This window comes from Adlercreutzia aquisgranensis (assembly GCF_943193145.1).
In the GTDB taxonomy this organism is placed as follows: Bacteria; Actinomycetota; Coriobacteriia; order Coriobacteriales; family Eggerthellaceae; genus Xiamenia; species Xiamenia aquisgranensis.
This window is the reverse complement of the sequence record NZ_CALPDA010000006.1, coordinates 22,260-45,779: the sequence shown is the minus strand read 5'-3', so window position 1 is coordinate 45,779 and position 23,520 is coordinate 22,260. Positions and strand designations below refer to the sequence as shown.

19 protein-coding genes and 1 pseudogene are annotated in these 23,520 nt (G+C 63.4%); 2 read left to right on the top strand and 18 right to left on the bottom strand.

Features of this window, described 5'->3' with window-relative positions:
- Positions 1 to 27: 27 nt before the first annotated feature.
- The 18 genes and pseudogenes from NFR41_RS04695 to NFR41_RS04610 form a co-directional block, all read right to left on the bottom strand.
- A complete protein-coding gene (locus NFR41_RS04695; protein ID WP_251230912.1) occupies positions 28 to 633 on the bottom strand; it encodes an HD family phosphohydrolase in 606 nt (201 codons plus the stop codon).
- A 505-nt stretch (positions 634 to 1,138) separates the two neighbouring features.
- A complete protein-coding gene (eno, locus tag NFR41_RS04690) occupies positions 1,139 to 2,431 on the bottom strand; it encodes a phosphopyruvate hydratase (protein ID WP_251230911.1) in 1,293 nt (430 codons plus the stop codon).
- A 127-nt stretch (positions 2,432 to 2,558) separates the two neighbouring features.
- Positions 2,559 to 2,753 carry a hypothetical protein gene (locus tag NFR41_RS04685; RefSeq protein WP_160214260.1) on the bottom strand — a complete coding sequence of 65 codons (195 nt, stop codon included), beginning with the start codon at positions 2,751 to 2,753 and terminating at the stop codon, positions 2,559 to 2,561.
- A 131-nt stretch (positions 2,754 to 2,884) separates the two neighbouring features.
- Complete coding sequence (locus NFR41_RS04680; RefSeq protein ID WP_432762689.1) at positions 2,885 to 3,649, bottom strand: cytochrome c biogenesis protein; 765 nt, start codon at positions 3,647 to 3,649, stop codon at positions 2,885 to 2,887.
- 42 nt (positions 3,650 to 3,691) lie between these two features.
- Positions 3,692 to 4,408, bottom strand: coding sequence for a heme exporter protein CcmB (locus NFR41_RS04675; protein WP_160214262.1), 717 nt, complete (start codon positions 4,406 to 4,408; stop codon positions 3,692 to 3,694).
- Positions 4,409 to 5,119: pseudogene (locus NFR41_RS04670) on the bottom strand (ABC transporter ATP-binding protein).
- A gap of 162 nt (positions 5,120 to 5,281) precedes the next feature.
- Complete coding sequence (locus NFR41_RS04665; protein ID WP_251230910.1) at positions 5,282 to 7,609, bottom strand: heme lyase CcmF/NrfE family subunit; 2,328 nt, start codon at positions 7,607 to 7,609, stop codon at positions 5,282 to 5,284.
- Between the two features lie 94 nt (positions 7,610 to 7,703).
- Positions 7,704 to 8,372 carry a cytochrome c maturation protein CcmE domain-containing protein gene (locus NFR41_RS04660; protein WP_160214265.1) on the bottom strand — a complete coding sequence of 223 codons (669 nt, stop codon included), beginning with the start codon at positions 8,370 to 8,372 and terminating at the stop codon, positions 7,704 to 7,706.
- A gap of 386 nt (positions 8,373 to 8,758) precedes the next feature.
- Complete coding sequence (gene cgr1 / locus NFR41_RS04655) at positions 8,759 to 9,496, bottom strand: cytochrome c-type protein Cgr1 (RefSeq protein ID WP_160214266.1); 738 nt, start codon at positions 9,494 to 9,496, stop codon at positions 8,759 to 8,761.
- 439 nt (positions 9,497 to 9,935) lie between these two features.
- Entirely contained in the window at positions 9,936 to 11,567 is a 1,632-nt protein-coding gene (locus NFR41_RS04650) for a lipopolysaccharide biosynthesis protein (protein ID WP_251230909.1), read from the bottom strand.
- 190 nt (positions 11,568 to 11,757) lie between these two features.
- Positions 11,758 to 12,414 carry a LysR substrate-binding domain-containing protein gene (locus tag NFR41_RS04645; protein ID WP_251230908.1) on the bottom strand — a complete coding sequence of 219 codons (657 nt, stop codon included), beginning with the start codon at positions 12,412 to 12,414 and terminating at the stop codon, positions 11,758 to 11,760.
- Positions 12,415 to 12,461: 47 nt separating this feature from the next.
- Complete coding sequence (locus NFR41_RS04640) at positions 12,462 to 13,799, bottom strand: phenylacetate--CoA ligase family protein (RefSeq protein ID WP_251230907.1); 1,338 nt, start codon at positions 13,797 to 13,799, stop codon at positions 12,462 to 12,464.
- 234 nt (positions 13,800 to 14,033) lie between these two features.
- Positions 14,034 to 14,474 (bottom strand): DUF4418 family protein, encoded by a 441-nt coding sequence (locus NFR41_RS04635; protein WP_251230906.1) that lies wholly within the window; start codon positions 14,472 to 14,474, stop codon positions 14,034 to 14,036.
- 77 nt (positions 14,475 to 14,551) lie between these two features.
- The gene (locus tag NFR41_RS04630) at positions 14,552 to 15,778 is read right to left on the bottom strand and encodes a YncE family protein (protein ID WP_251230905.1); all 1,227 of its coding nucleotides are present in this window, start codon (positions 15,776 to 15,778) and stop codon (positions 14,552 to 14,554) included.
- The gene (locus NFR41_RS04625) at positions 15,775 to 16,440 is read right to left on the bottom strand and encodes an ABC transporter ATP-binding protein (protein WP_251230904.1); all 666 of its coding nucleotides are present in this window, start codon (positions 16,438 to 16,440) and stop codon (positions 15,775 to 15,777) included. The genes NFR41_RS04630 and NFR41_RS04625 overlap by 4 nt, the downstream gene beginning before the upstream one ends.
- Positions 16,437 to 17,630 (bottom strand): ABC transporter permease, encoded by a 1,194-nt coding sequence (locus tag NFR41_RS04620; protein ID WP_251230980.1) that lies wholly within the window; start codon positions 17,628 to 17,630, stop codon positions 16,437 to 16,439. Before NFR41_RS04620 ends, NFR41_RS04625 begins: the two co-directional genes overlap by 4 nt.
- 101 nt (positions 17,631 to 17,731) lie before the next feature.
- Positions 17,732 to 18,277: a 4Fe-4S dicluster domain-containing protein gene (locus NFR41_RS04615; RefSeq protein ID WP_160214273.1), complete on the bottom strand. Its 546-nt coding sequence runs from the start codon at positions 18,275 to 18,277 to the stop codon at positions 17,732 to 17,734.
- A gap of 2 nt (positions 18,278 to 18,279) precedes the next feature.
- Complete coding sequence (locus tag NFR41_RS04610) at positions 18,280 to 20,709, bottom strand: molybdopterin-containing oxidoreductase family protein (RefSeq protein ID WP_251230903.1); 2,430 nt, start codon at positions 20,707 to 20,709, stop codon at positions 18,280 to 18,282.
- A gap of 270 nt (positions 20,710 to 20,979) precedes the next feature.
- Here NFR41_RS04610 and NFR41_RS04605 point away from each other — a divergent pair, with 270 nt between their 5' ends.
- Together NFR41_RS04605 and NFR41_RS04600 are read left to right on the top strand one after the other, a co-directional pair.
- Complete coding sequence (locus NFR41_RS04605) at positions 20,980 to 22,422, top strand: Fic family protein (RefSeq protein ID WP_251230902.1); 1,443 nt, start codon at positions 20,980 to 20,982, stop codon at positions 22,420 to 22,422.
- A 165-nt stretch (positions 22,423 to 22,587) separates the two neighbouring features.
- Positions 22,588 to 23,514: a LysR family transcriptional regulator gene (locus tag NFR41_RS04600; protein ID WP_251230901.1), complete on the top strand. Its 927-nt coding sequence runs from the start codon at positions 22,588 to 22,590 to the stop codon at positions 23,512 to 23,514.
- Positions 23,515 to 23,520 lie beyond the last annotated feature (6 nt).

Here is a 23,520-nt window from a genome sequence, read left to right as displayed (position 1 = left end):
CGGTACGATTGAGGGTATGCCCCTTCCCTACCCTTCCGCCGGCACGAAGGTGTCGCGGTCGGGGGCGAAGGACTGCATGGCCTCGATGGTGCGGGCGAACAGCTCGTCCAGCTCCCAGCCCAGCATGTCCGCGCCGCTGCGGATGACATCGCGGCTCACGCCGGCAGCGAAGCGCTTGTCCTTGAACTTCTTCTTGAGCGACTTCACCTCGAAGTCCATGACCGACTTGCTGGGCCGCATGACCACCGCAGCCCCGATAAGCCCGGTCAGCTCCTCGGTGGCGAACAGGATCTTCTCCATCTGCAGCTCGGGCTTGGGCAGGTCAGGATTGAAGTCGGAGGTGTGCGACTGGATGGCGCGCACCAGCTCGGGCGTGCCGCCGGCGTCCTCGATCAGCGGCGCGGCGTAGAGCGTGTGCTTCTCCGGCTCGTCGTCGTGCTCTTCCCAGTCCAGGTCGTGCAGCAAACCCACGATGCCCCAGAACTCCTCGTTTTCCGGGTCGAACTCGCGGGCGAAGTAGCGCATGGTCTGCTCCACGGTTTCGCCGTGCTCGATATGGAACGGGTCGGTGTTATGCTCGGAAAGCAGCGCGAACGCCTGGTCGCGCGTCATGCCTGCGGAAAGTTCTGCCACGGCAATCTCCTCACTGTTCAAGCGGATTCTCCGGACGCCCTCGTGCTGCACATTGCAGCCTCTCGGCCCAGCTAGCCCGCACCATTTGATAGGGAGAAGTATAGATTGCCACCCCGAACGCGGCTATGGACAACAACAAAAAGATACGTCGCTCTCTTTGGGCAGGAGCACACCCCTCCTTCTCTTGGGAACAGTGCATACCGGGCAGGTTGAGACGAAAAACCGTACGAACCTGCCCGATATGCACTGTTCAGCCGACAGCCGCAGCCCCCCCGATGCATCCCGCAAGATGCGTCACGACCGCCCTGCCGCATTGGTCCCTCCGGAAATCCCGCATAATCGGCAGGTTGGTGCACTTTTTTGCATGAACCTGCCGATTATGCGGGATTCTCCTACCGGCTGCCGGGGACCCGGCTGCAAGAAAGCCCCGAGGACCGCGAACGAACGGGGACCTCGGGGCTTCCGCATTTCACCCGGCGAAGGCCGGGCTTGGCTGGCGCTCCCGCTAGCGCTTGATGTTGTAGAACGCGTTCATGCCGGCGTAGGCTGCCTGCATGTCCAGCTCCTCCTCGATGCGCAGCAGCTGGTTGTACTTGGCAACGCGGTCGGAGCGGGCGGGCGCGCCGGTCTTGATCTGGCCGGTGTTGCAGGCCACAGCCAAATCGGCGATGGTGGTGTCCTCGGTCTCGCCGGAGCGATGGCTCATGACGCAGGCATAGCCGTGGGTCTTGGCCAGCTCGATGGCCTCCAGGGTCTCGGTCAGGCTGCCGATCTGGTTCACCTTGATGAGAATGGCGTTGGCACAACCCAGCTCAATGCCCTTGGCCAGACGCTCGCTGTTGGTCACGAACAAGTCGTCGCCCACCAGCTGCACACGATCACCGATGCGGCGCGTGAGCTCGGCCCAGCCGTCCCAGTCCTCCTCGGCCATGCCGTCCTCGATGGAGATGATGGGGTACTTGTCCACCAGCGCCTCCCAGTAGTCCACCATCTCGGCGCTCGTGAGCTCGCGGCCCTCGCCGGCCAGCACGTAGCGCTGCTTCTCGGCGTCGTAGAACTCGGTGGACGCCGGGTCCATGGCGAACATGATGTCGGAACCGGGCTTGTAGCCGGCAGCCTCGCAAGCCTGCACGATGTACTGCAGCGGCTCCTCGTTAGTGGTGAAGTTGGGGGCGAAGCCACCCTCGTCGCCCACGCCGCCGCCCAGGCCTGCGTCGTGGAGCACCTTCTTCAAGGTATGGTAGATCTCGGCGCACCAGCGAAGCGCCTCGTGGAACGTCTCGGCACCCACGGGCATGATCATGAACTCCTGGAAGTCCACGTTGTTGTCGGCATGCACGCCGCCGTTGAGGATGTTCATCATGGGCGTGGGAAGGGTGTGGGCGTTCACGCCGCCCACGTACTTGTACAGCGGCAGCGCGGCCGATTCCGCCTGGGCCTTCGCCACAGCAAGGGAAGCGCCCAGCACCGCGTTGGCGCCCAGGTTGCCCTTGTTGTCGGTGCCGTCCACGTCAAGCATGATGTAATCGATGGCACGCTGATCCACGGCTTCCAGGCCCACCAGAGCCTCGGCGATCTCGCTGTTCACGTGCTCCACGGCAGCCAGAACGCCCTTGCCCAGGTAGCGGCCCGCATCGCCGTCGCGCAGCTCCACCGCCTCGAATGCGCCAGTGGATGCACCGCTGGGCACCGCCGCCCGGCCGAAAGAGCCGTCCTCGAGGGTGACCTCCACCTCCACGGTGGGATTGCCGCGCGAATCGAGCACCTCGCGGCCGTACACATCGATGATGACGCTCATGAATGCCTCCTACAGCATACCGGGGAATATCGATGGGGCAATTCTAGCACTGCGCCGCCGCGCGCCTGCCAGCGCCGAGGCGTTTGCATGCATTTCCCAAGCGCGGGCGGAAACCGGGCGCCGCAGCCTAGCCGTTGTACTTCTCCTGAAGCTCGGCCAGCTGCTCTTCCAGCACGCCCATCTGGGCTTCGGTCTTCTTCAGACCACGCATGATGATGAACACGTACACCAGCACCACCAGCCACAGCAGCGCGTAGGCGCCGATGATGAACGGGGCCGAGGGCAGGATGGTGGAGTAGATCTCTTCGAGTACGGGGTTCATGGTGCCTTCCTTTCTACATGCCCGCTTTCGGGCCGAGCACTGTCAACGATGGAATCCGCCGCGCCGACGAACGCAAGCCGGCGCCGTATCGGGGGTCCGCCTGCGCAGGGGCGCCCGCGCGGGACGACGCCCTAATCCTCTATCTGGTCCTTCATTGCCTGCATGCGCTGGGCCAGGCGCACCTGGCGGAAACGCATGCGGTACAGGCCGAAGCCCACCAGCAGAAGGCCGATCATGCACACGCCCACGGTCATGCCCATGTCCGCCGTCATACCGCCCTCGCGCAGCACCACCGGATGGATGCTGGAGGGGATGAGGCGCGTCACCATGTAGCAGATGGGCACGTCGATGAGCGCGATGATGCTGATGACAGCCGCATAGGCGGCACGGCGCTCCGGCTCGTCGATAGCGTTTCGCAGCACGAAGTAGGCGATGATGACAAGCATCAGGATAAGGTAGGTGGTCAGGCGCGGATCCCAGGTCCACCACACGCCCCACTCGAAGCGCGTCCACAGGTCCCCGGTCACCATGGTGCAGATGACGAACACCAACGCAATCTCCATGCCCACCTTCGCGCAGGTGTCGAAACGCGCCTGGCGGGTCATGAGGAAGCGGATGCTGTAGTAGCCGGCGAAGGCCAGCGCAATAAACGACACGATGGCCACGGGCATATGGAAGTAGAAGATCTTCTGCGACAGCAGCAGCTTCGACGACACCATGGTGCCACCGATCATCTCCACCCCGTTCACCGCGGCGCCGTTCACGGGCCCGGCGTACAGAAACGCCATCAGAAAGCCGATGGTGCTCAGAATCGCCCCGGCCAGCAAGGCCCACGGTGCTATTCTGTCGGGCCACTGCCCCGCTTCGGGCAGCTTTGCCTCCTTCGCCATGCACATCACTCCAATCTCAACCTATGTTGCCTTCGCGCCCTTTGGCGCCTATGCGGAAATCACAAAATCGTAGAGCACCCACGACACCAGCAGCATGATCACGTCGTAGCCGCCGGCCAGGGCGATGGACTGCACGAATACGTCCATATAGCCCTCAGCGCCCACCAGAAGCGCCGTAGTGGAAGAGGCGCAAGCATACAGCAGCGGAAACACCAGCGGCACAAAAAGAACCGCCAGCATGACGTCCTTGCCCCGCGTGTTGATGGTAATGGTGGACAGCAGCGTGCCGATGCCAGCCATACCTATAGTGCCCACCAAAAGCGGCACCAAGACCAGCCAGAAGTCGGACGCGAGCGACACCCCGGTCAGGAAGAAGAAGTAGAACAGCGGCACCGCCACCACTTCCACGGCCAGCAGGAAAAACACGTTGGAGGTGGCCTTCGCCAGGAAGATGACGCTGCGGTCCAAGGGCACCAGCAGAATACCCTCCAGGCAGCCCTGCTCCTTCTCATGGGCGAAACTGCGATTCAGGCCCAAAAGGCTGGTGAACACGATGAGCGCCCACAGAAGGCCGCCCGCCACCTGCAGAAGGTCGAGCGCCGGCGTGGTCTGCCCCAGCGCGGCGCCGAACACCACCAGCACCAGCACGGCGTAGATGCCCATGGAGGTGAGCATCTCGCGGGTGCGGAACTCCCGCTCAAGGTCTTTGCGCAAAAGCGTCTTGTACTGCTGGAAGGTGCTGGGCTTTCGAAGCGTCACGGCCATCTACGCCACCCCCATCCCCACGGTTTCGCGGTAGAGCCGGGCGAAGTCGTCGAAGTCGAAGTTGCCCTTCTCGTCGAAGGCCACGATGCGCCCGCGGGCCAGCACCAAGGCATGGGTGCACATGTCGAAGCCCTTGCGCAGGTCGTGGCTGACCATAATGAAGGTGCGCCCCTCCCGCTGGCTTTCGATGAGCTCGTCGAAGATGTCCATGGCGTGAGGGTCGAGGCCCGAGTAGGGCTCGTCCAGGAACACCACGTCCGGGTCGTGGATGAGGGCGCGGGCGATGGACAGGCGCTGGGTCATGCCGCGCTAAAAGGTGCGCACCACGTCCAGCCGGCGATGCTTCAGCTCCACAGCCTCCAGAAGCTCGGCCACGCGCGCCTGAGGGTCAGCCACCCCGTAGAGCTTCGCGAACAGCATGAGGTTCTCCTGGGCCGTGAGGTCAGGGTAGAGCATGGAATTGTGGGAGATGAGACCTATGTGGTCGCGGGCCCGGTCCGGCTCGTCCTTCAAGCTGATGCCCATGAGCGAGGCGGTGCCGCTCGTGGGCCTCGACAAGGTGGCGAGCATGCGCAGCATGGTGGTCTTGCCGGCGCCGTTGGGGCCGAAGATGGACAAAAACGACCCCTGGGGCAGCGAGAAGCTTACGTCGTCCACGGCCTTGCGCGTGCCGAACACCTTGGACAAGTGACTGACGGCAATGGCGGGCACGTCGCCGGAAGCCTCGTGGGCCGGCTCGATGGTGCGAGCGAACTCGCTGGCAGCCGAACCGGCGGTGCGGGACGCGGCTTTAGGGCGCGCTGCAGGCGCCGCAGCGCCCCAGTCCTGGGCACCGCGTTCGGCCGGGGGCTTCTTCAGCGAGACCATAACGCCCTAGGCCTCCGCAGGCTCGGCTATCTTCGCAGCGTCGTCAGCAGCTTCGATCGCCTCAGGTTCGGCCAGATCGCCCGCCGCCTTCTTTCCTGCAGCACCGCCCTTGGTATCCTTGGCGTCCGCCTCCCCCTTCGCGCTACCTGGGCCGCCTTCGGGCTCGGAGAGCTTGCGGGAGGCCATGCGACCGCCAAACGTGGAAACGCACACGCCGGCCATCAGCAGGAAGAAGCCCAGCCACACCAGGCTGATGAGCGGGTTGACCCGCACGTCCATGGCAATGGAGCCGTCGGTGCTGATGCCGCGGTACACCACGAACAAGTCCTCCTGCGGGAAGCTGATGACGCTGGCCACCAGCTTCTGCTGCTGGGTGGACATCACAAACTGCACCGTGGGATCGACCGAGCCCAAGAACTCGTCGCCCTTGTAAGCATCGAAGAACACCGTGTACAGGATGTCATCGCCGTTTTCGGCCTCCACAACCTCGTTGCCGGTGTAGACCAGGCGGTAATCCTGAATTTGGAAATCCTTCTCTACCGTGTCCGCTTCCTCGTCGAAGGGCAGGTAGTCCACGCGCTCGGTCACGTACATAGACGACCCGATAAGGCCGACGAGGATGATGGCCATGGCGAAGTGCGACAGGTAGCCGCCCAGCGACGCCGCGCGCTTCGTGAACATGGCGCCCACGGCGGCCCCCATGCCACAGCCGTGGCCCTCGCGGTAAGAACGCACCGCGCGGCCGATCATGAACAGCGAGTTGAAGAACAGCAGGCTGGCCACCAGGAACCCGACCACGGTAAGCCCGAAGTAGTACCAGCCAGGCGTCAGCGTGGAGAGCATCTCGGCCGCGCTCTGGTCACCCGATGCGGCAGCGGCGCTGTAGTAGGCCACGTTGGCGTCGTAGGTGGGCACCAGGTACATCACGAAGTACACCATGAGCGCCGCGAGCAGCACCAGGGCGAACAGGGCGGGCACCTTCGCACGCTTCACGAACGCCTTGCCCTGAGTGCGGCCCCAGGAAAGCAGCGGGCACACGGCCAGAATGGCCAGGTACACGATGCCCAACGGACGGGCGATGGCGTTGTAGGTGCCGGTGGACACGCTCTGGCCGCCGAAGGGAAGCCATGAGGGCAACGCGCTTGCGATGGTGAGGTAGGCCAGCAGGAAGGCGAACACCACCATGATCACGTTGTTGAAGTAGTAGGCAGCGTCGCGGGAGACCATGGACTCCACCTCGTCGGCGTCGCCCGGCCTAGGCGCGAACGATTTATTGCGGACAATAAGGCCCACGATGCCGGCCACCACGGACAGCACGATAAGCGCGCCGAACAGGAACAGCGAGACCGGGTCGCCCTCGAAGGCGTGCACCGACTGCACCAGGCCCGAACGGGAGATGAACGTACCCAGGATGACGAAGGCGAAGGTAAGGCAGGCGCACATGACGCTCCAGCGCTTGAACGCGCCGCGCTGGCGGTACACCGTAAGGCTGTGGATGAGGGCCACGCCCACGATCCATGAAAGCAGACTGGCGTTCTCCACCGGGTCCCAGCCCCAGTAGCCGCCCCAGCCCAGCACCACGTAGGCCCATACAGCGCCAAGGCCGATGCCAATGCCCAGGAACAGCCACGAGAACAAGGCATAGCGCTGGGAACGCACCACCCATTCCTTCGAGGAGTCATTGGTGATGAGCGCCGCGATGGCGAAGGCGAAGGGAATGGTCAGGCCCGCATAGCCCACGAACAGAGTGGGCGGATGGATGGCCATGGCCCAGTGCTCCAGAAGCGCGTTCATGCCGAGCATCGAGGCAGAGGGCAGCAGATTACCCGCCGAATCGAAGTAGCGGGCCGGGGTGGCCGTGAAAGGCATATTGCTCTCAGAGAACAGCAGCACGCCCACGAAGGCCGCAAGCACCAGCTGGCTCACGAGCAGCGCCATGGAGTCGAGCTTGCGGGGGTTGCCCATGTTGCGGACGGCCACCACGGCGTTGAACGCCGAGATGAGCCACGCCCAGAACAGAAGCGAGCCTTCGCGACCGGCCCACAGACCCGAGAGCTTGTACAGCCAGCCCAGGCCGTCCGAGGAGTCGGAGCGCTCGTGCAGGACGTATTCGATGGACACGTCGCCGGTCATGAAGCAGAACACCAGTACGCCGCAGCACAGCGTCAGCGCCGCCGCGGTGAGCAGCGCCGCCACATGGCCGCCCCACACCATGGTCTCGCCCGCGCTGCGCTGCCGATGGCTTTGCAGGTAGTAGCCCAGAACCAGGCACAGGACGGAAATGGCCGTGCCCGCGAAGGCCACCAGCAACCCCATAAGTCCGATCATCGACATAGCGGCAAAAACCTTTCTCTGCGGTACGGGGCTCGCAAGCCTGTTGGGCGAGCCTGGTCGGCAGCCCCCTCGGCTGCCGGTCTGCTTCGGCGAGCTACTGGGCTATGGCCACGTCCGTGGCCTCGAAGTTGCCATCACCGTCGATGGAGCCGGTCACCACCAGCACCGATTCGTCGCCGATCTCCTCGGACAGCGCACCGTCGAAGCGCACGGGCAACTTGACGCCGGTCTCGTCGTCCACCAGCACGAAACGATCCTTGCCGGAGCTGGCGGCTGTGAGCGTCTCGGCCTTCACACTGCCGGTCACCTTCACCGGCTTGCCCACAACCTCGTCGCCGTAGCCTAGCAGCTGGCCCACGGTGAGCGCCTCGGAGGAGTTCTCGTACTTGGAGGGGCACTTGGTCACCAGCTCAGAGGCGTGCAGCACGCCGTCCTCTGCGATTTTGCCCGTGCAGATGGCGGTGACGTCGTTGCCAAACGTAGCCGACACGCCGCCGGCGAAGCTCACAGGCAGCTGCACCGTAGCGTCGCCGTCAGGGTCGTAGATGGAGAAGGTGAGCACGCCGTCGCGGGTCTCGTAGGAGTTCTCCACCACGTTGCCGCTCACCTGGATTTTCTGATCGCCGTAAGCACCCGTGGCGGCCTCGGCTATGGTGACCGACTTCGCCGAGCTCGACCCGCCCACGATGGCAAGCACCAGCACCAGCACGATGACTATGACGCCGGTGACGGCGACCATGCGACGCTTAGTTTTCGTGTTCATGCTCTCCCCTTATGTTCGGCGGCACCCGTTCGCGCCGCGCCTGTTCGTCTGTCTTGCCTCGTTCATCCCGCCGGCGAATCAACCCCAGCGTCTGCGGGCACACTTGACCGCGTGCCATTATGACCGCCGCCCATGTAGGCTTGATGTGTCGTTTCACACTCCACATTATCCTCACTCGCGAACAGGCACTATTGCGAAAAGACAATGGATAGTCACCCGGTAGCGACGCACTTTCGGCGAAGCGGCATCGCCTAAAGGCAGCGCGCTTCCCCGATAAGGCGGCACGCACCCTCAGAAAGCGGAAGGCCCGCCCGGATGCACCGAGCGAGCCTTCCTTGGCAGACCCGGCGAAACGCGCCCGGTCCTGAAGCCTTGTTCCCTGGGAACTAGTTGCCCTTGTTCAGCTTCTTCTCCTCGGCAGGGGTGATCCAGCCTTCGGGAAGGTCAGCGTCGCTGTGGCACTGCGCGCAGTAGTTCGTGGACGCGCGGTGAGCCTTGTGGCACTGGTCGCAGGACACCTCGCCGTGCTGCTGCACGTGGGGGTTGCGCTTCATGTCAGACGTCGCGGCGATCAGGTCGTCGCGGGTCATGGCGGAGCCATCCTCGTTGGCATGGCAGGCCTCGTTCAGGCAGAACTCCTCGGAAGCGATGCCGCGGGCCTCAACCAGCTCGCTGAGCGTGCGCTCCGTGGGGATCAGCTCGCCGGTCTGGGTCTCCACAACCTCGTAGTTGCCGGAGAGCCAGTTCATACCCTCGGTGATCTGCTCGGACAGCTGCGGAACGTGGCAGCTCATGCAGGTGTCGCCGTTGGTGACGCGGTGCGTCACGGCCAACATGCCGCTGGTGTCAGCCACGGTGTTGCCGAACTTGTCGACGCCCTCGACGCCCATCTCCTGGTCATAGGTGCGGTTGTACGCATCCATGGGAGTGTGGCAAATGGCGTTGCAGAACGACGGCTGCTCATGCCAAACCCAGAAACCGGCGCCGGCTGCAATGAGTACAACCACCACAACGCCAACGACGATGGGCCACTTCTTCTTGCCCTTCTTCTTGGGCGCTGCCTCCTCGGTAGAGGTGGCGGGTACCTCGGCAGCGGTTTCCGCTTTGATCTTCTCCTCGCTCATTCCCTCTTACCTCCTTTCGATGCTTTCCTCGTCTCGATTCCGTCATGCCCGCCCGCCGCGAAAACTGCGCGGCACGGATGAGCACGGGAACTTTACCACACGAATACTAGCCGTCAACAAGGCGAAAACCTATCACCCAAATGGGGGGAAATTGCGGACCGGCGCTCATCTGCTTCGTGTGATTTCGATCGTTTTCGCAGATGAAGTTACGGTTTTACCCACGAGGAGCTTTTTGGCGGCCTTCAGAGCCAGCACCGCCCATCCCCACGCAAGGGTGAGAAAAACAGGCCGAAACGAATCGACAAGCGAGCGAAAATAACCCGTCGGGGGGATTGCAGGCACGCTCCGCTAACCACCGGTTCCGGCCGCGAAACCCTCCCGCGGTGCCGTTTCGGGGCGGAGGCTTGCGGCGCCGCCGCCGGCACGGGTCCGCCGCGCCCTAGGACTTGCGGCCGTACTTCTCGCGCACGGCCTCGCGGCGCTGGCGCTGGGCCCGGGCCTCGCTGGGGCGCAGCTTGCCGTGGGCGGCCTTGGCGGCGGCCTGCTCGTCCTCGGCCGCCTGCTTGTCCTCGCGCCAGATGCCCATGCGCATGGCGGCATATTCCGAAAGCAGCAGCACCAGCAGGATGCACATGACGATGAGGTAGCCGATGACCGCACCGGGAAGGCCGGTGAAGTTGATGAGCAGCATGGGCACGAACAAGCTGAAGCCGAAGGTGATCACGTAGATACGGATGACCGCCTTCTGCCGGCGCATGATGGTGATGACCTGGTAGAGGAAGTCGATGGCCGCCGTCACGCCGCCGGCTGCCAGCATGATGAAGCTCAGGCCCCGGTACGGCTCGAAGTCAAGGCCGTAAAGGAAGCTCAGAGCCGGGATGCCCACCCAGTTCATGAGCCCCACCATGGCCAGCGTCAGCACCACCACCATGGCGAACATGGCCACGATGATGATGTCGAACCGCCCCCGCTTCGACTTGTCGGACCAGGCGGCGGTCATGCGCACGAGCAGCGGCTTGTACACGAAACCCGCCACCAGCAGAATGGAATGGGCCGGGAAGTACAGTGCGTTAAAGTACAGCTGGCTGTCGTAGGTGAGCACGCCTTCCATGACGAACTTCGGCATGTTGTCGATAAGGTTGTACATGAACAGGGCCAGAAACAGCGGCAGGCACTGCTTCATGAGGCCGCCCACGCTGGCCAGGCTCACGCGACGCGACTTCGGCGTCTCGAACAGGGCAAGCGGGAAGGTGACCACCACGAAGGTGGCGAAGGCGGCCACGGCCATGGCGATGCTGGCAACCCCCAGGTTGCGGAACAGGAAGAGCACCACGGTAAAGACCGCCAGCGAAAGGGCGCTGCGCAGGGCCTGGGAGATGCCGGCCAGATAGAGCTTGTCCACCTGCTGCAGGCGCCCCTCGTAGACATCGGCCAGGGCGTCTGCGGCCTTGTAGGCGTACACCCCCATGCTGATGGTGAACATCTCGGTGCCGTAGCCGCGCAGGTAGCAGTAGGCGATGCCCGCCACCAGCATGACCGCCACGGTGACCACGCGATGGACCTGGTAATCGGCGAAGGAGTGCTCCTCGTCCAAGTCGGAGGCCTGGTAGGTGCGCACGCCGTAGTTACCCACGAACATGAGCATGAGCGCGGTGACGAAAGCCAGCGAGAACATGCCGGCCTGCTCCACGCCCACCAGCTGGGTGACCACGATGGTGAGTATGGGAAACACCATGCCCCACAGCCCCACGCCAATGCTGTTCCACACGAAGTCGCGGGTGGTGCGGCCGCTTGCGTACTCGGCCTCTTGCTCGGAAAGCGTGCGATGGCTCACGGCCCCCAGCAGCCGATTGCACCAGTGGTTCACCAAACGCGTGATGAAGTTGGGCTTCTTGGGGCCGCCGCCGCGCGTTCGCGTCTGGCGCGCGGTGCGGCCGGGGGCGGCAGGACCTGCGTCGTTGTCGGGCGCGCCCTCCCCTGCGGCCGGCAACGCGGCCGGCAGCGGCTCGGTGTCGCGGACGTTGCGCGCCTTCGCTCCCAGCGGCCTGGTGCGGGCACCAGGTGCGGGCAAGCGGTTCGTCGCCTGGGAAGACGACGGTTCGGGCCGAACCCCCCGCGCAGAGGGTGCCCGACCCGAACCGGAATCGTCGAATGGTGCGCTATGTCGCCCGTTTTGCATAGCCTGTGATTATAGGGCTCCTCCGGCGCGCTCCTGCGGTTTTCATAGCAGCCCCAAAGAGCTGAAACCTTTCCGTGGCGCCCTAGGGCTGCACCTTGTAGCGGTCGAGGGCCTTTCGCAGGCCGGCCACGAAGCGCTCGGCCGCCGGGGAAAGCTCGGCGCCGGCCTTCGCCACGTAGCCCAGGTGCAGCACCACGTCGGTGACCAGGGGCACACAGGTCAGGTTCGAGCCGTCGGCGATGCCAACCAGAATGCCGCTTGTGACCGTGTAGCCGTTCAAGGCGGCGATGAGCTCGGAAAGCGAGGCGCGGTCGGTGCAGGCAATTACCTTGGCGCGCTCCACGCCGGCCAGCGCCTCCTCGGCGAAGGCAGCCGGCGCGTCGGGCTCCTGGGCGAACTTCACGTAGGGCCAGTCGGAAAGCTCCTCCAACGTGAGAGAGGCTGCGTCGGAGAGCGGATGGCTTGCGGGCAGGGCCACCTGTGGGGCGCTTTGGGCCAGCTCCACGAACGCAAGGCCGCGCTCGGCGATGGCCTCGTTCAGCGTGTCGGCGGTTTCGGAGGTCTGCACGATGACGCCCAGCTCGGACAGGCCGGCCGCCACGTCGTCAAGCACGCCTTCGGTCGTGCGGTCGCGCAGGGCGTAGGAGTAGTCGTCGCCGCCCAAGGCCAGCACCGTATGGGCGAAGGTCTGCACGCCGAAGAGGTAGTGCTGCTGGGAAACGGAGAATTGCACGCTCATGATCGGGTCCTTTCGGAATGAATGCTTGCAGGGGCTCGGGCGCTTTTCTACTTCTTACGCTCGTCGATGAAGCGGGAGGCCTTGTGCTCGCTTGCAACCCCCAGCCCGTCGGCATCATACACCAGCACCTTCGCCGGGCGCACGCCGGTATGGGTCTTCAGCGCCTCCTCCACGCGCCGGGCCACCTGGTCGTAGGGCTCTTCGCTGCCGAAGACGCGCTCCACGGACACCTCGTAGCGGGTGGTGAAGTTCTCGTCGTAGACGCGGATGCGATACTCGCCGGAAAGCCCCTCGTCCTTGCGCACGATGTACTCGATGTCGCTGGGGAACACGTTCACGGCGCTCACGATGAACATCTCGTCCTTGCGGCCCAGGATATGGATGCGGCCCATGGTGCGCCCGCATTCGCAGGGGGTGGGGTCGAAGGTGCCGATGTCGCCGGTGCGGAAGCGAATCATGGGGCGGGCGCGCTTGGTGAGCGTGGTGTAGACCAGCTCGCCCACCTGGCCCGGCTCCAGCACCTCACCGGTGTCCGGGTCCACAGTCTCCACCAGAATCTGGTCCTCGATCATGTGCAGGCCGTCCTTGTGCTCGCACATGCCCGCGCAGGCGCCGTAGATGTCCGACAGCCCGAAGAAGTCGTAGACCGACACGTCCCACAGCTCCTCGATGGCCTTGCGTGTGGTCTCGATCGATCCGCCGGGCTCGCCGGAGATGATGATCTTCTTCAGACTTGCGAAGTCCACCTTCGGGTCGTAGCCCTTCTCGATGGCCTTCTGCCCCAGCGTCCAGGCGTAAGAGGGGCTTGACCACATGAACGTGGGCTTGTACTGCTTCATGGCCCACAACAGCCGGTCGGAGGGCACGGCGCCCACCCAGATGCCCAGCGCCCCCAGCTCCTGAGCGCCGATGACGCAGGGGCCGCCCACGTACAGCGCGAAGTTCATGCCGTGGAGGTAGCGGTCGTGGGGCCGCATGCCCGCCTGCCAGAACAGGCGGGCCTCGGCATGCATGAACTCGTCGAAATCTCCCTGGGTGAACGGGCTCATGGTGGGCACGCCGGTGGAGCCCGACGAGGTGGCCATGTAGACGATATCGTCCTCGGGCACGCCGGCCAGCTCGCCGAAGAAGCTGCCCACGCCCTGGGTCTCGCGCTCCGTGGCTTTGTTGATGAAGGGGAATTTCTGCAAATCGGTCAGGGACTCGATTTCAGGCGAGATGCCCGCCTCATCCCAGACGCGCTTGTAGTAAGGGCAGTTCTCATAGGCGAAGCGCAGCTCGTCCTTCAGGCGCTCAAGCTGCAGCTGCTCCAGCTGGGGCCGCGGCATGCACTCGATTTCCGGGTCGTAGTAGGGCTGGTCGTAGGGTACGTTCTTCTTGGCCATGATGCTCCTTGGGTTCCGTGGTGGTGACGCGCTCGCATGACGACGAGGCTGATTTTTCGAACGGGAGCTATGAAACCACGAGCCGAGCCGAGCCACAAGCCATTCGGTCATTCAATGTTGCGCCAAGTTGTTATCTGCAAAAGAGAACACTGGGCTTTTATCATGGCAGATGACCGCTTGAGCGACTCTGCTTAACGACATCGATAAGAAAGCAGAACCGGCCGACGCCCCTCGCTAGCGCACCTGCTTCCGGGTTAGGGGCGCCACCGCCGAGGCTGCCGCGGCAACCAGGGCCACAGCAGCGCAACCGCGCACCCAAGCCGCCATGGTCCAACAGGCCATCTCGCTCTTGCACACCCCAATACCCGCAACCGTATCGAAGGTAACGGCAATCATAGCCACAGCCAGCAAGCCCACCGCCCACGAGCCACCCTTTCCGGTGACGGCGGCGCCTATCGCCGCGCACACCAGCACCGCCCCCAGCAACACGACGGCCCTCTGGGTCCAGGCACAGCGCATGGGAACCGCATTCCCGTTGGCCAGCTCAAGCACTCCCGCACACGGCAATGCCCATGAAAACGAAGCCGCAACTGCCACCGCGGCAGCCACGGCAGCTACGACCATGAGAACCCTATGCGCAACGACATTCTCCGCCGATGTCACATTCTTGCCCATAACAGCCTTCCCCTTCTCTCGAATAACGCAGTGACGGCGGCAGGACGCCCCATCAGCCTGCCTGGCACCGCCTGGCTTTACTCGCCAGAACCGACTATGGCAGCAAACCGAGGATCAACCAGGCCTTCTATTGAATCGACAACGGCAAGGGATTCCGTATCGACAACGAATACCGCACCCGATGACGAGTTCACCGCGTAGGCTTCAGAACCGCCATCGCTTAGAACCACCGCTGCCAACCCGGCCTCCAGCACTACGGTTCCCCGCAGCTCCAGCGTCTCGCCATCTATGAGCGCCAACACCCCGTCGGCCCGCGATGTGGCCGCAACGGTGGAGCCGTCTGCGCTCCATGCCACCGCGCTCACCTGAGCACCTACCGGAATACGAGAGACCACAGTGCCGTCGGACGCATCCATTATCAAGAGCTCCGAGCTCTCAACCAGCTCGCTGCCCACTCCGGCCAAGGCGATGCGCGCACCGTCGGGCGACAGCGCAATACCCCAGGAGCCAATAACGCCGTCGAAGGGATCGAGCTCCTCGCGGGCGTCAAGGTCGACCCGCGACACGTCGTAGGTGCCTATGTTCGCGCTGTAGAGCACGGCTCCATCTGGCGACAGCGCCAAGGAGAGCGGCTTGCGGCCGGTCATCACCGTGCCATCGAGCGGGTCGGAGCAACAAGGAGGCGCCACCTCGCGGCTTTCGTAGCCGGAAGGGTTCAGTGCCACCGTACCCACCAGGCTCATGAGCTGCGTATCCACGATGCGGATGCTGTTCAAGTGGTAGTCCGCAACGTAAAGCAGCCCTTGGTCCTCGTCGAGGGCGAGCGCCATGGGCTGGGTTCCGATACGAGCCTTGTCGATGGCGGGGCTCTCCCCTAAAGTCAGACGCACCACTTCCCCGTTGCCGGAATTGGCGATGTAGACCTGGTTTCCGTCTTCGGAGGAAACCACGCAAGCAGGATTGACGCCCACCGGAATACGCCCAATCACCTGGTCGTCGGCTATGAACGCCACAGAATTTCCCAAATACTCGATAACGCAAAGCGAGCCCTGCAGCCGAGGGTCCGACAGCAGCTCAAACGCCGGGTCGGTTGAGATCGCTGCCTCCTTGTCCTTGGAGTACTCCATGCCAGCCGCATCGTCGGCTGTAGGCGCAGCGGCATCGGAGATCGCCGGCGCAGGCGCCTCCTCGCCGAAGCTGCAGCCTCCCAGCCCAAGCAACGCGCACAGGCAAACCGACACGCCGACCGCGCCGAAGCGCCGCAACAACCCTCGCCGTATCTCGCCGCTGCTCAACACGCTCATGCGATCACCCCGTCATTGCCAAGTACGAACACCTCGTCGGCAAGGGAAACCCAACGAGGGTCGTGGGTAATCATAAGCACTGTGCCGCCATCGGCAACATGGCCGCGCAGCAGGCCCATCACGGCCAAGCATCCCTCTTCATCCAAGTCGTTCGTGGGCTCGTCGGCCAAGATGAGCGGCTGGGCACTCAACAAGCAACGAGCCACGGAAAGCCGTCGGCGCTGACCGCCGCTCATCTGAGAGGGCAGAAGCTCCAGTGCGTCGGAGAGCCCCAGGCGGTCGACGACCTTGTGGAAGCGATCTGCGTCCCGCGACCGGCCAGCGCCCTTCGCCATCAGCTCCAAGTTCTCCCGCGCCGTCAGAGCCGCCACCGCGTAAGGAGTCTGGAAGACGAAGCCCACCTGCCTTCGATGCAGCCGGTCGAGCCCCTGCTCGTTCAGCGACCCCACGTCCTCGCCGAAAAGTCGCACCGACCCCCCATCAGGCGGCATCAGACCGCCCGCAATGGACAAAAGAGTCGATTTTCCCTGGCCAGAGGCACCAGTAACCAAACCCAAGCGCCCCGACCGGAGCGAAAGATCCACCCCTCGAAGCACCGAACGGCACTCCGAGCCTTCCCTGAACGATTTCACGACGCCACACAGCTCGACAGCCTCGCTCATGCCAGATCCCCCTTCTGCATAGCGGCCAAGGCTCCGCCGTGAAGAGCGTCTCGCACCGGCACCGCTGCCGCTGCCAGACACACCGCAAGGGCAATTGCGCAGGCCAGAACCACGATGCCTACCATCTGCACGGCGCCCGGCGGCGCCGCGGGCAAGGCCATCACCTGGTGGATGCGCGGGGCGAGATACGCCGCAATGCCGCATCCCAACGCGCCGCCCACCGCGGCACCTGTCACCCCCAGCATAGCCACCTCGCAAAGCAAGCCGCCCACAACGAACCGGCGCGAGAAGCCGACGGCCCGCAGAAAGCCCATCTCGGCACGGCGCTCGCGGGCTAAAAACGACAGCCTGCCCGCCAAACCCAACATGGCGATAAGCGCTACGGCAGCCACCATTCCGCCGAACAAGGCAGCGAATAAACCCAGCTGAGAAGCGGTATTGCGAACCAATCCGGACACGGCTGTCGCCGAAGACACCGGGCATGCGTCATCGATGGCCCGTGCCACGACCTCAGGGTCGGCCCCCGATTCCACAGACACCATGACGGCGGAAACGGAAGTGAACGGGTCGGCCATCTTCCAAACATTCGCCAGGTAGGGGCTTTCCCATCCTAGGGAGCGGGCCGTGTCCAGGTTCATGAATATGGTCTCGTCGACGCTGCTGCCCGTAGCCTCCAAGCGCCCGGCAACAACGAACTGACGCCCGAGGATAGTCGCCATGCCGCCTGTAACCTCTGGCGCATCGGCTCCCAGGTAGATGCTACTTTCCTCCAGCGGAGCCGCATCGGAGGACAGCCATGGGGCAATGACGAAATCGCTTTCGGGGTCGACGCCCACCACCCGCGTCACCCCCAGCACCGAACAGCAACTCTGGTTGAGGGACTGGGTGAAGAACTGCGGCGTGACCCGCTCAACACCTGGCACCGACTCCACGATGTCCACAGTGTTAGCCGGCATGTAGACGTTGGCCGGCTCCGCCACGAACAAAGCCTCCTGGGCGGAAACACCCACTTCGCTGGGAAGCACGATAATATCGGCCCCAAGCCGGTCGGAAGCCAAGGAAAGCCCCGCCCCTATTGCCCGATAAGTGCAAGCACCGGTCACGGCCACCAGCACCGTCAGCATCACGATGGCCCCGGTAGCAACACTCGACGCTAGCCGTCGCTGAATGTTGCGCCACCCCAGAAGCATCACGGACACGCCTTGCCCCCTCCCATCGGAAGACCCCATTGAGAAGAGGGGGCGCCGCCAAGCACCCCCTCGTTGCGTTTCGCCGCCAAAAAACTGCTCGCCTAAGCAATCTTTGGATCAACGGCAATCAGCACGTTCGGCTTTGTCTCGTTCGCCGATGCCGTCAGCCCCGCCACCTCGCGCACAGCGTCGGGGTGGGCCTTCGCCAGCGCCTCGATGTCACCTTGCTCGATGTTGGCACCGGGGCACGCTTCCACGCAGGCCGGCAGGTCGCCGCGCTCGAGGCGATCGATGCACATGTCGCATTTATAGGTAGAGGTTGAGGCCTCGTCGAAAACCGGCGCGCTGTAGGGGCAGGCGGAGATGCAGGTCTTGCAGCCTATGCACAACTCGTGATTCTGCACCACCACGCCGTTGTCGAGCTTGGTGTAAGCGCCCACCGGGCAGTTCGCCATACACGCCGGTTCGTCGCAGTGGTTGCAGGCCAGCGACAGGAACGACTGCGCCTGAGCCTGACCGTCCAGGATAACCTCGACCTTGCGCAGGAAGGTTTCCGTTTGGCCGGAAAGCCGCGTGGTCATGCAGGCCATGCTGCAGGTCTTGCACCCGTAGCAGTCCTTGTTGTTCGTGAAAAAGCCCAAAGCCATGGTTATGCCTCCTTACGCACGTCGGCGAGGGTCTCGTTGCAGCAGTGCTCGGTGGCCAGGGGACCCACAGCATCGTTGGTGATGTAGCTGCTCGATCCGCCCTGCTGTTCCCACCAACCGTTCTCGGCGCAAAGCACCCCGGGGCTTATCAGATCGGTGACGATGGCGCGGGCCCGATGCTCGCCGCGATCGTTGAACACCACCACAACGTCGTCGTCCTTGATGTTTCGCGCAGCAGCATCGGCGGGATTGATCATCACGCAGGCGTAGTCGCGAGTGACGGCGCCGATGGACTTCAAGCCGCCGAAGGTGGAGTGCACGGTGCGGTTCAACTTGCGCTGTACCACGGCCAGCGGATAGGTAGCGTCCAAGCCCGACGAACCGCCCACGGACTCCGCGCAACGATAATAGGAGGGCACAGCCTTCACGCCCTTGGCCAGCCACGGAGCCTGGTAGATTTCGGCCTTCTTCGTGGCGGTATAGAACTCGCCGCCCTTGTAGGGGATGAAGTCCTTCGGATAGGCGTCGATGGCGTGCTCTTTCTTCAGCTGATCGTAGGTGAAGCCCGAATCCTCCAGCGCTTTGCGAATGAAGTACTCGTTGTCGTGATTGAAGTCCTCGCCCACGCCCATCTTGTTGGCCAGCTGCGTAAAGATCCACAGGTCGTCATGCGCCTGACCCGGCGCTTCCACGGCCTTGTCGGAAAGCTGAATGAGATGGCTGCGGGCATTGCACAGGACGTCCTCGGTCTCGAACACCGCAGCGCAAGGCAGCACCAAATCGGCGTAGAGAGCCGTCGAGGTCATGAAGGAATCGATTACCACCACGAAGGGTATCTTGCACAGCGCCTGCTTGACCATGTTGGTATTGGGCCACTGGGTCATGGGGCTTTCGGCCAGCGAGATGAACACCTTGACCTCATTGGGGTCATCGTTCATCACGTGGGTGGCGAACTGAGCGCGGGCAACCTTGGGCAGCTCGGCGTCCACCTTCGGGTTCTCGAACATGGGCTTCAGGGTAACCAGGTTGTTGATGCCGCCGGCGTCGCACACGCCGTTGCCGGCACCACCCACTTGGCCGCAGAATACCGCCAGGTTGTTCTGAGAGGCCACAGCCAGCGTGCCGTAGGTGGTGCGCATGAAGCCGCCCATGTTCTGGATAATCATGGAGTTGGGACCCTTGGCGTAGTCGCGAGCCAGCTCGGCCACCTTGGCGGCGGGCACCCACGTTTCCGCCTCAACGGCCTCGGGAGTCCACGGCTCGCATTCCGCCACGGTCAGATCGAAGACGGTGGTATAGTCAGCCTCTAGGTCGGTACCCTTCACGGACAGCACCGGATCGACACCCTCGGTATCGTGGCGCACCAGCTCGCCGTCCACGGCCACTGCATAGCTGGTGGGATCGTCGGCATCCAGTAGCACCATAGCGCCGTCAGCGTCCACCAAACAGGGCGCGGTGCTGTGCTCCTTCAAGAACTGCTCGTTGTGAAGGCCCTCGTCAACAATGACCTTCAGCATGCCCAGCGCCAGCGCCGTGTCGGTAGTGGGACGAATGGGCAACCACTCGGTGGTCTTCGAGGCGGTTTCCGAACATACCGGATCGATGGTCACGATCTTGCCGCCCTTGGCCATCATGGACTCGTAGCGGTTGAAATAGCCGTTCTGGGTAACAGCAGGGTTGTTTCCCCAGATAATGATGTAGTTCGCATCCTCGATGGTATTGCGCGTGTCGAAGTAGCGCTTGCCGAACACCGGGATGGTGGCGCCGTTGGTTCCTGCGCAGCACAGCGTTCCCTCCAGACTCATAGCGCCACCGATGCGGGCGATGAACGCGCTCTTGGCCTGGCCGGAGATGGTGTTGAAGTTACCCGCGAAGGAGTCGATGACGATGCCCTTGTTGCCCACCGTGTCGATGGCATCCTGCAACTTCTCGGCAATAAGATCGATGGCCTCGTCCCAGCTAATCTCCTTGAACTTGCCCGAACCCTTGTCGCCGTCGCGCAGCAGAGGCGCGGTCAGACGTTCGGGCGAGTTCAACCACTCGACGCGCGAAAGACCCATCATGCAGGGCATAGACTCGTTGTTCACGCCGCAGGTGACACGAACCACTTTGCCGTCCTTCACAAGCGCCTTCAGATTGTGGTGCTGGCACTCCGGCGGACAAGCAGCGAAGAACTCCTGGGCTCCCTCGAAGGGGTCGGGCTGCGGCTCGTAGGTAGCGGGCGTCGCATCCGCCTGGGTGCTATTGTCGGCGTCTTTCGGCCCCTCATCCTGAGCAGTCGGCTTGGGGTCGGACGCGCAACCGGCAAGGGCCGCCGCGCCGGCCAGGGCCCCGGCGGCCGATGCCGCCTTCACGAACGTACGACGCGAAACCGTGCCGTGAATTTCGGCAGCGGTTTCGGACTGCTCGTTTTTGAGCTCCATGTTTTCCATAGTCCTCCTCGTTTTCCCTCGTTCTCTCGGGGTCCCCAGACCCTCTTGGCCGCAGTATACGAACGGCGACCCAGCCGAGGAATTATTCTCGGAGGTGATATCCAGAGAGCAATACACGGCCGGCCAAGCCGAAATGAACCTATCGGTTTGCAATAGTGACTGCCAAGGAACTTCTATCGGAAATCGATAGGTAAAACCACGGGATGCCGTCCATTCCCCAAGCAAGGCCCGGTTTGCTACCATTACCGCAAAACCGAGGAGGGAGTTCGCATGACGAAAACCAACGAGGGTCGTCCTTTGCACAACGCCTCTTACAGCACGTCTGCAAGCGCCTACAAGCTCCTCGCTCTCTCCCGCGATTCGGCACGCCCTCTATGGAACGCCCAAGACAACCCCGAAGAGGCTCCAGCAGCCGGCGTAGTGATAGAACTGCGAAGGTCTATCGGTTACCCGCTGCCGCTCTCCACTGCCGAATCCCCTCGCGGTGCCCATTTCTTCGTGCCCTCCACGCGTATGCACAGCTGTATCGCCACCATAATGCGGCTAGATGCCGGCAACTCGCACACAGGAGGCATCCTGCGTCTTCCCGAGGGTCGCCACGTACTGTCGCGGTCGAAAATCCGAGAGATTGGGGCATGCGTAGCAGCAAGCGGCTGGACTATCGACGACGAACGCCTTTTTAACCTGGTCGCAGGCCTGCAGGAAGGCGAAAGCCCCCGGGAGGCCATGCTCTGCGACCTGCTCGGGTCAGCCTGCAACCTGGGGACATCTCCGGCAACGGCCGACGCACTCCTGCAGCTCTACGACGACATCGTGGGCACCGAGACCTCGGCCAAGATCTTCTCGCTTTGCGATGATGACGGCGATCGATGCCGCAAAACCCTGGAAGCCATCTGCGCTGCCATCGCTCCCCATACGCCCTTGGGGTCATTCCCCGTGATTGCGGCTTTGACCGCCTATGAAGCTATTCGGCTGCTCAAACCCTTCCCCGCCGTGAACACCTTCATGGCAAGCTTCACGTTCTCGCGCATACTCATTGCCAACGGATACCTGCTGACCAGCTTCATCCCCATCACGGCACTGCTTGCCGCCTGGGACGATTCGTGCGTCTCGTCGAACGAGCCCGCTGGCCTTGACCGCATTATGGCGACCGCCCAAAACCGAGACTGGTCCCTGTGGATAGAGGAAGCCTTGTCCCTTTGCACCGACTACGTTGAGCAGACAGCGGAGAAGCTGTTCGACCTTTTCGCCAGCCGCCAGCTCATGAGCAAGCTCATCGCGCAGGACGAGGGCCTCAACATTCGCCAGCAGAAGATTCTTCTGGAAGCGCTGCTGCACGAAGATGCCGAGTTCACATTCGGAGAGCTCATGGAAACAGAAAACGTGGCCTATGCCACCGCCTATTCCGACCTCTCGTCGTTGAAAGACCTGGGCTTTCTGGTTTCTCGCACGTTCGGGAAAACCACCGTGTTCATGGCTGGCGATGCGCTCATGGCCCATCTGGGCGAGCGGCTGCGCTCGATTGATGCCGCAGCATGGGAGGAGGTATTCAACGACGACGGCACCTTAACCGACGCGGCAAAAACGGCGCATGACGATATGATCGGCAAACTCCGCACATCGGCGCCGCTGGAAAACGAGTTCATCGGTTTCAAGAGTCCGGTCTTCGATCCCAGTCGAGCCGTTGTGCTCCGAGGCGACGCGCTGGATTAATGGATGGCCGCCCCCAGCAACTTGCGACCTCATCCTCCAGCCGCTCAGTCCGTTCGGCATCCGCCAATCCGCTCCCCCGTTGCTTGCTTGCCTTCTGACAGATATCCTGGATATCTGTTATACAGAACAGGAACGTGCGCTCCGCAACTTCCCGAAAGGAGCCCCATGACCCTCACCCAGCTTCGCTACCTGGTGGCCATCGCCGAATGCGGGTCCATCAATGCGGCGGCGGCCCAGCTGTACGCCTCGCAGAGCAACCTGTCCACGGCAGTGAAGGATTTGGAGCGCGAGCTGGGCATCACCATCTTCACCCGCAGCAACCGCGGCGTGGCCCTCACCAACGACGGCACCGAGCTGGTGGGCTACGCGCGCCAGGTCATCGAGCAGGCCGACATGCTGGAATCGCGCTACGCGGGCCGGGGCGAATCGAGGCAGCGACTTGCGGTGTCCACCCAGCACTACGCCTTCAGTGTGGAGGCATTCGTAAACGTGCTGGAGCGCTGCCAGGCGAGCGATTACGACTTCATCCTGCGCGAATGCGCCACGGCGAACATTTTGGAGGACGTGCGCACCTTCCGCAGCGACATCGGCATCCTGTACCTGGACGACTTCAACCGGCGCGTGGTGGAACGGGCTATCGGGGAAGCCGGCGCGCGGTTCTTCCCGCTGTTCGACGCGGCGGTGCACGTGTTCGTGGGCGAGGGGCATCCGCTTGCCGACCGAAGCCTCATCCACCCCGAGGAGCTGGCCGGCTACCCGCGCTACTCCTTCGAGCAGGGAACAGCCAGCTCGTTCTACTTCGCCGAGGAGCCGTTGGCGGCCATCCCCCACTCCCGCAACGTCCGCTATTCCGACCGCGGCACGCTTACCAACCTGCTGACCAGCTACAACGGCTTCACGCTTTCCACCGGCGTGCTGTCGGGCGAGATGCAGCAAGGCATCGCGAGCATTCCGCTGGACACCGACGACCGCATGCAGGTGGGCTACATCATGCACGCCGAGCGCCGCCCGAGCGAGCTCCTGGAAGCCTACATCGCCGAGCTGCACGCCATCATCGCCGCCAACCCCACCGTTGAGGCGCGCGCAGAATAGGCCGCA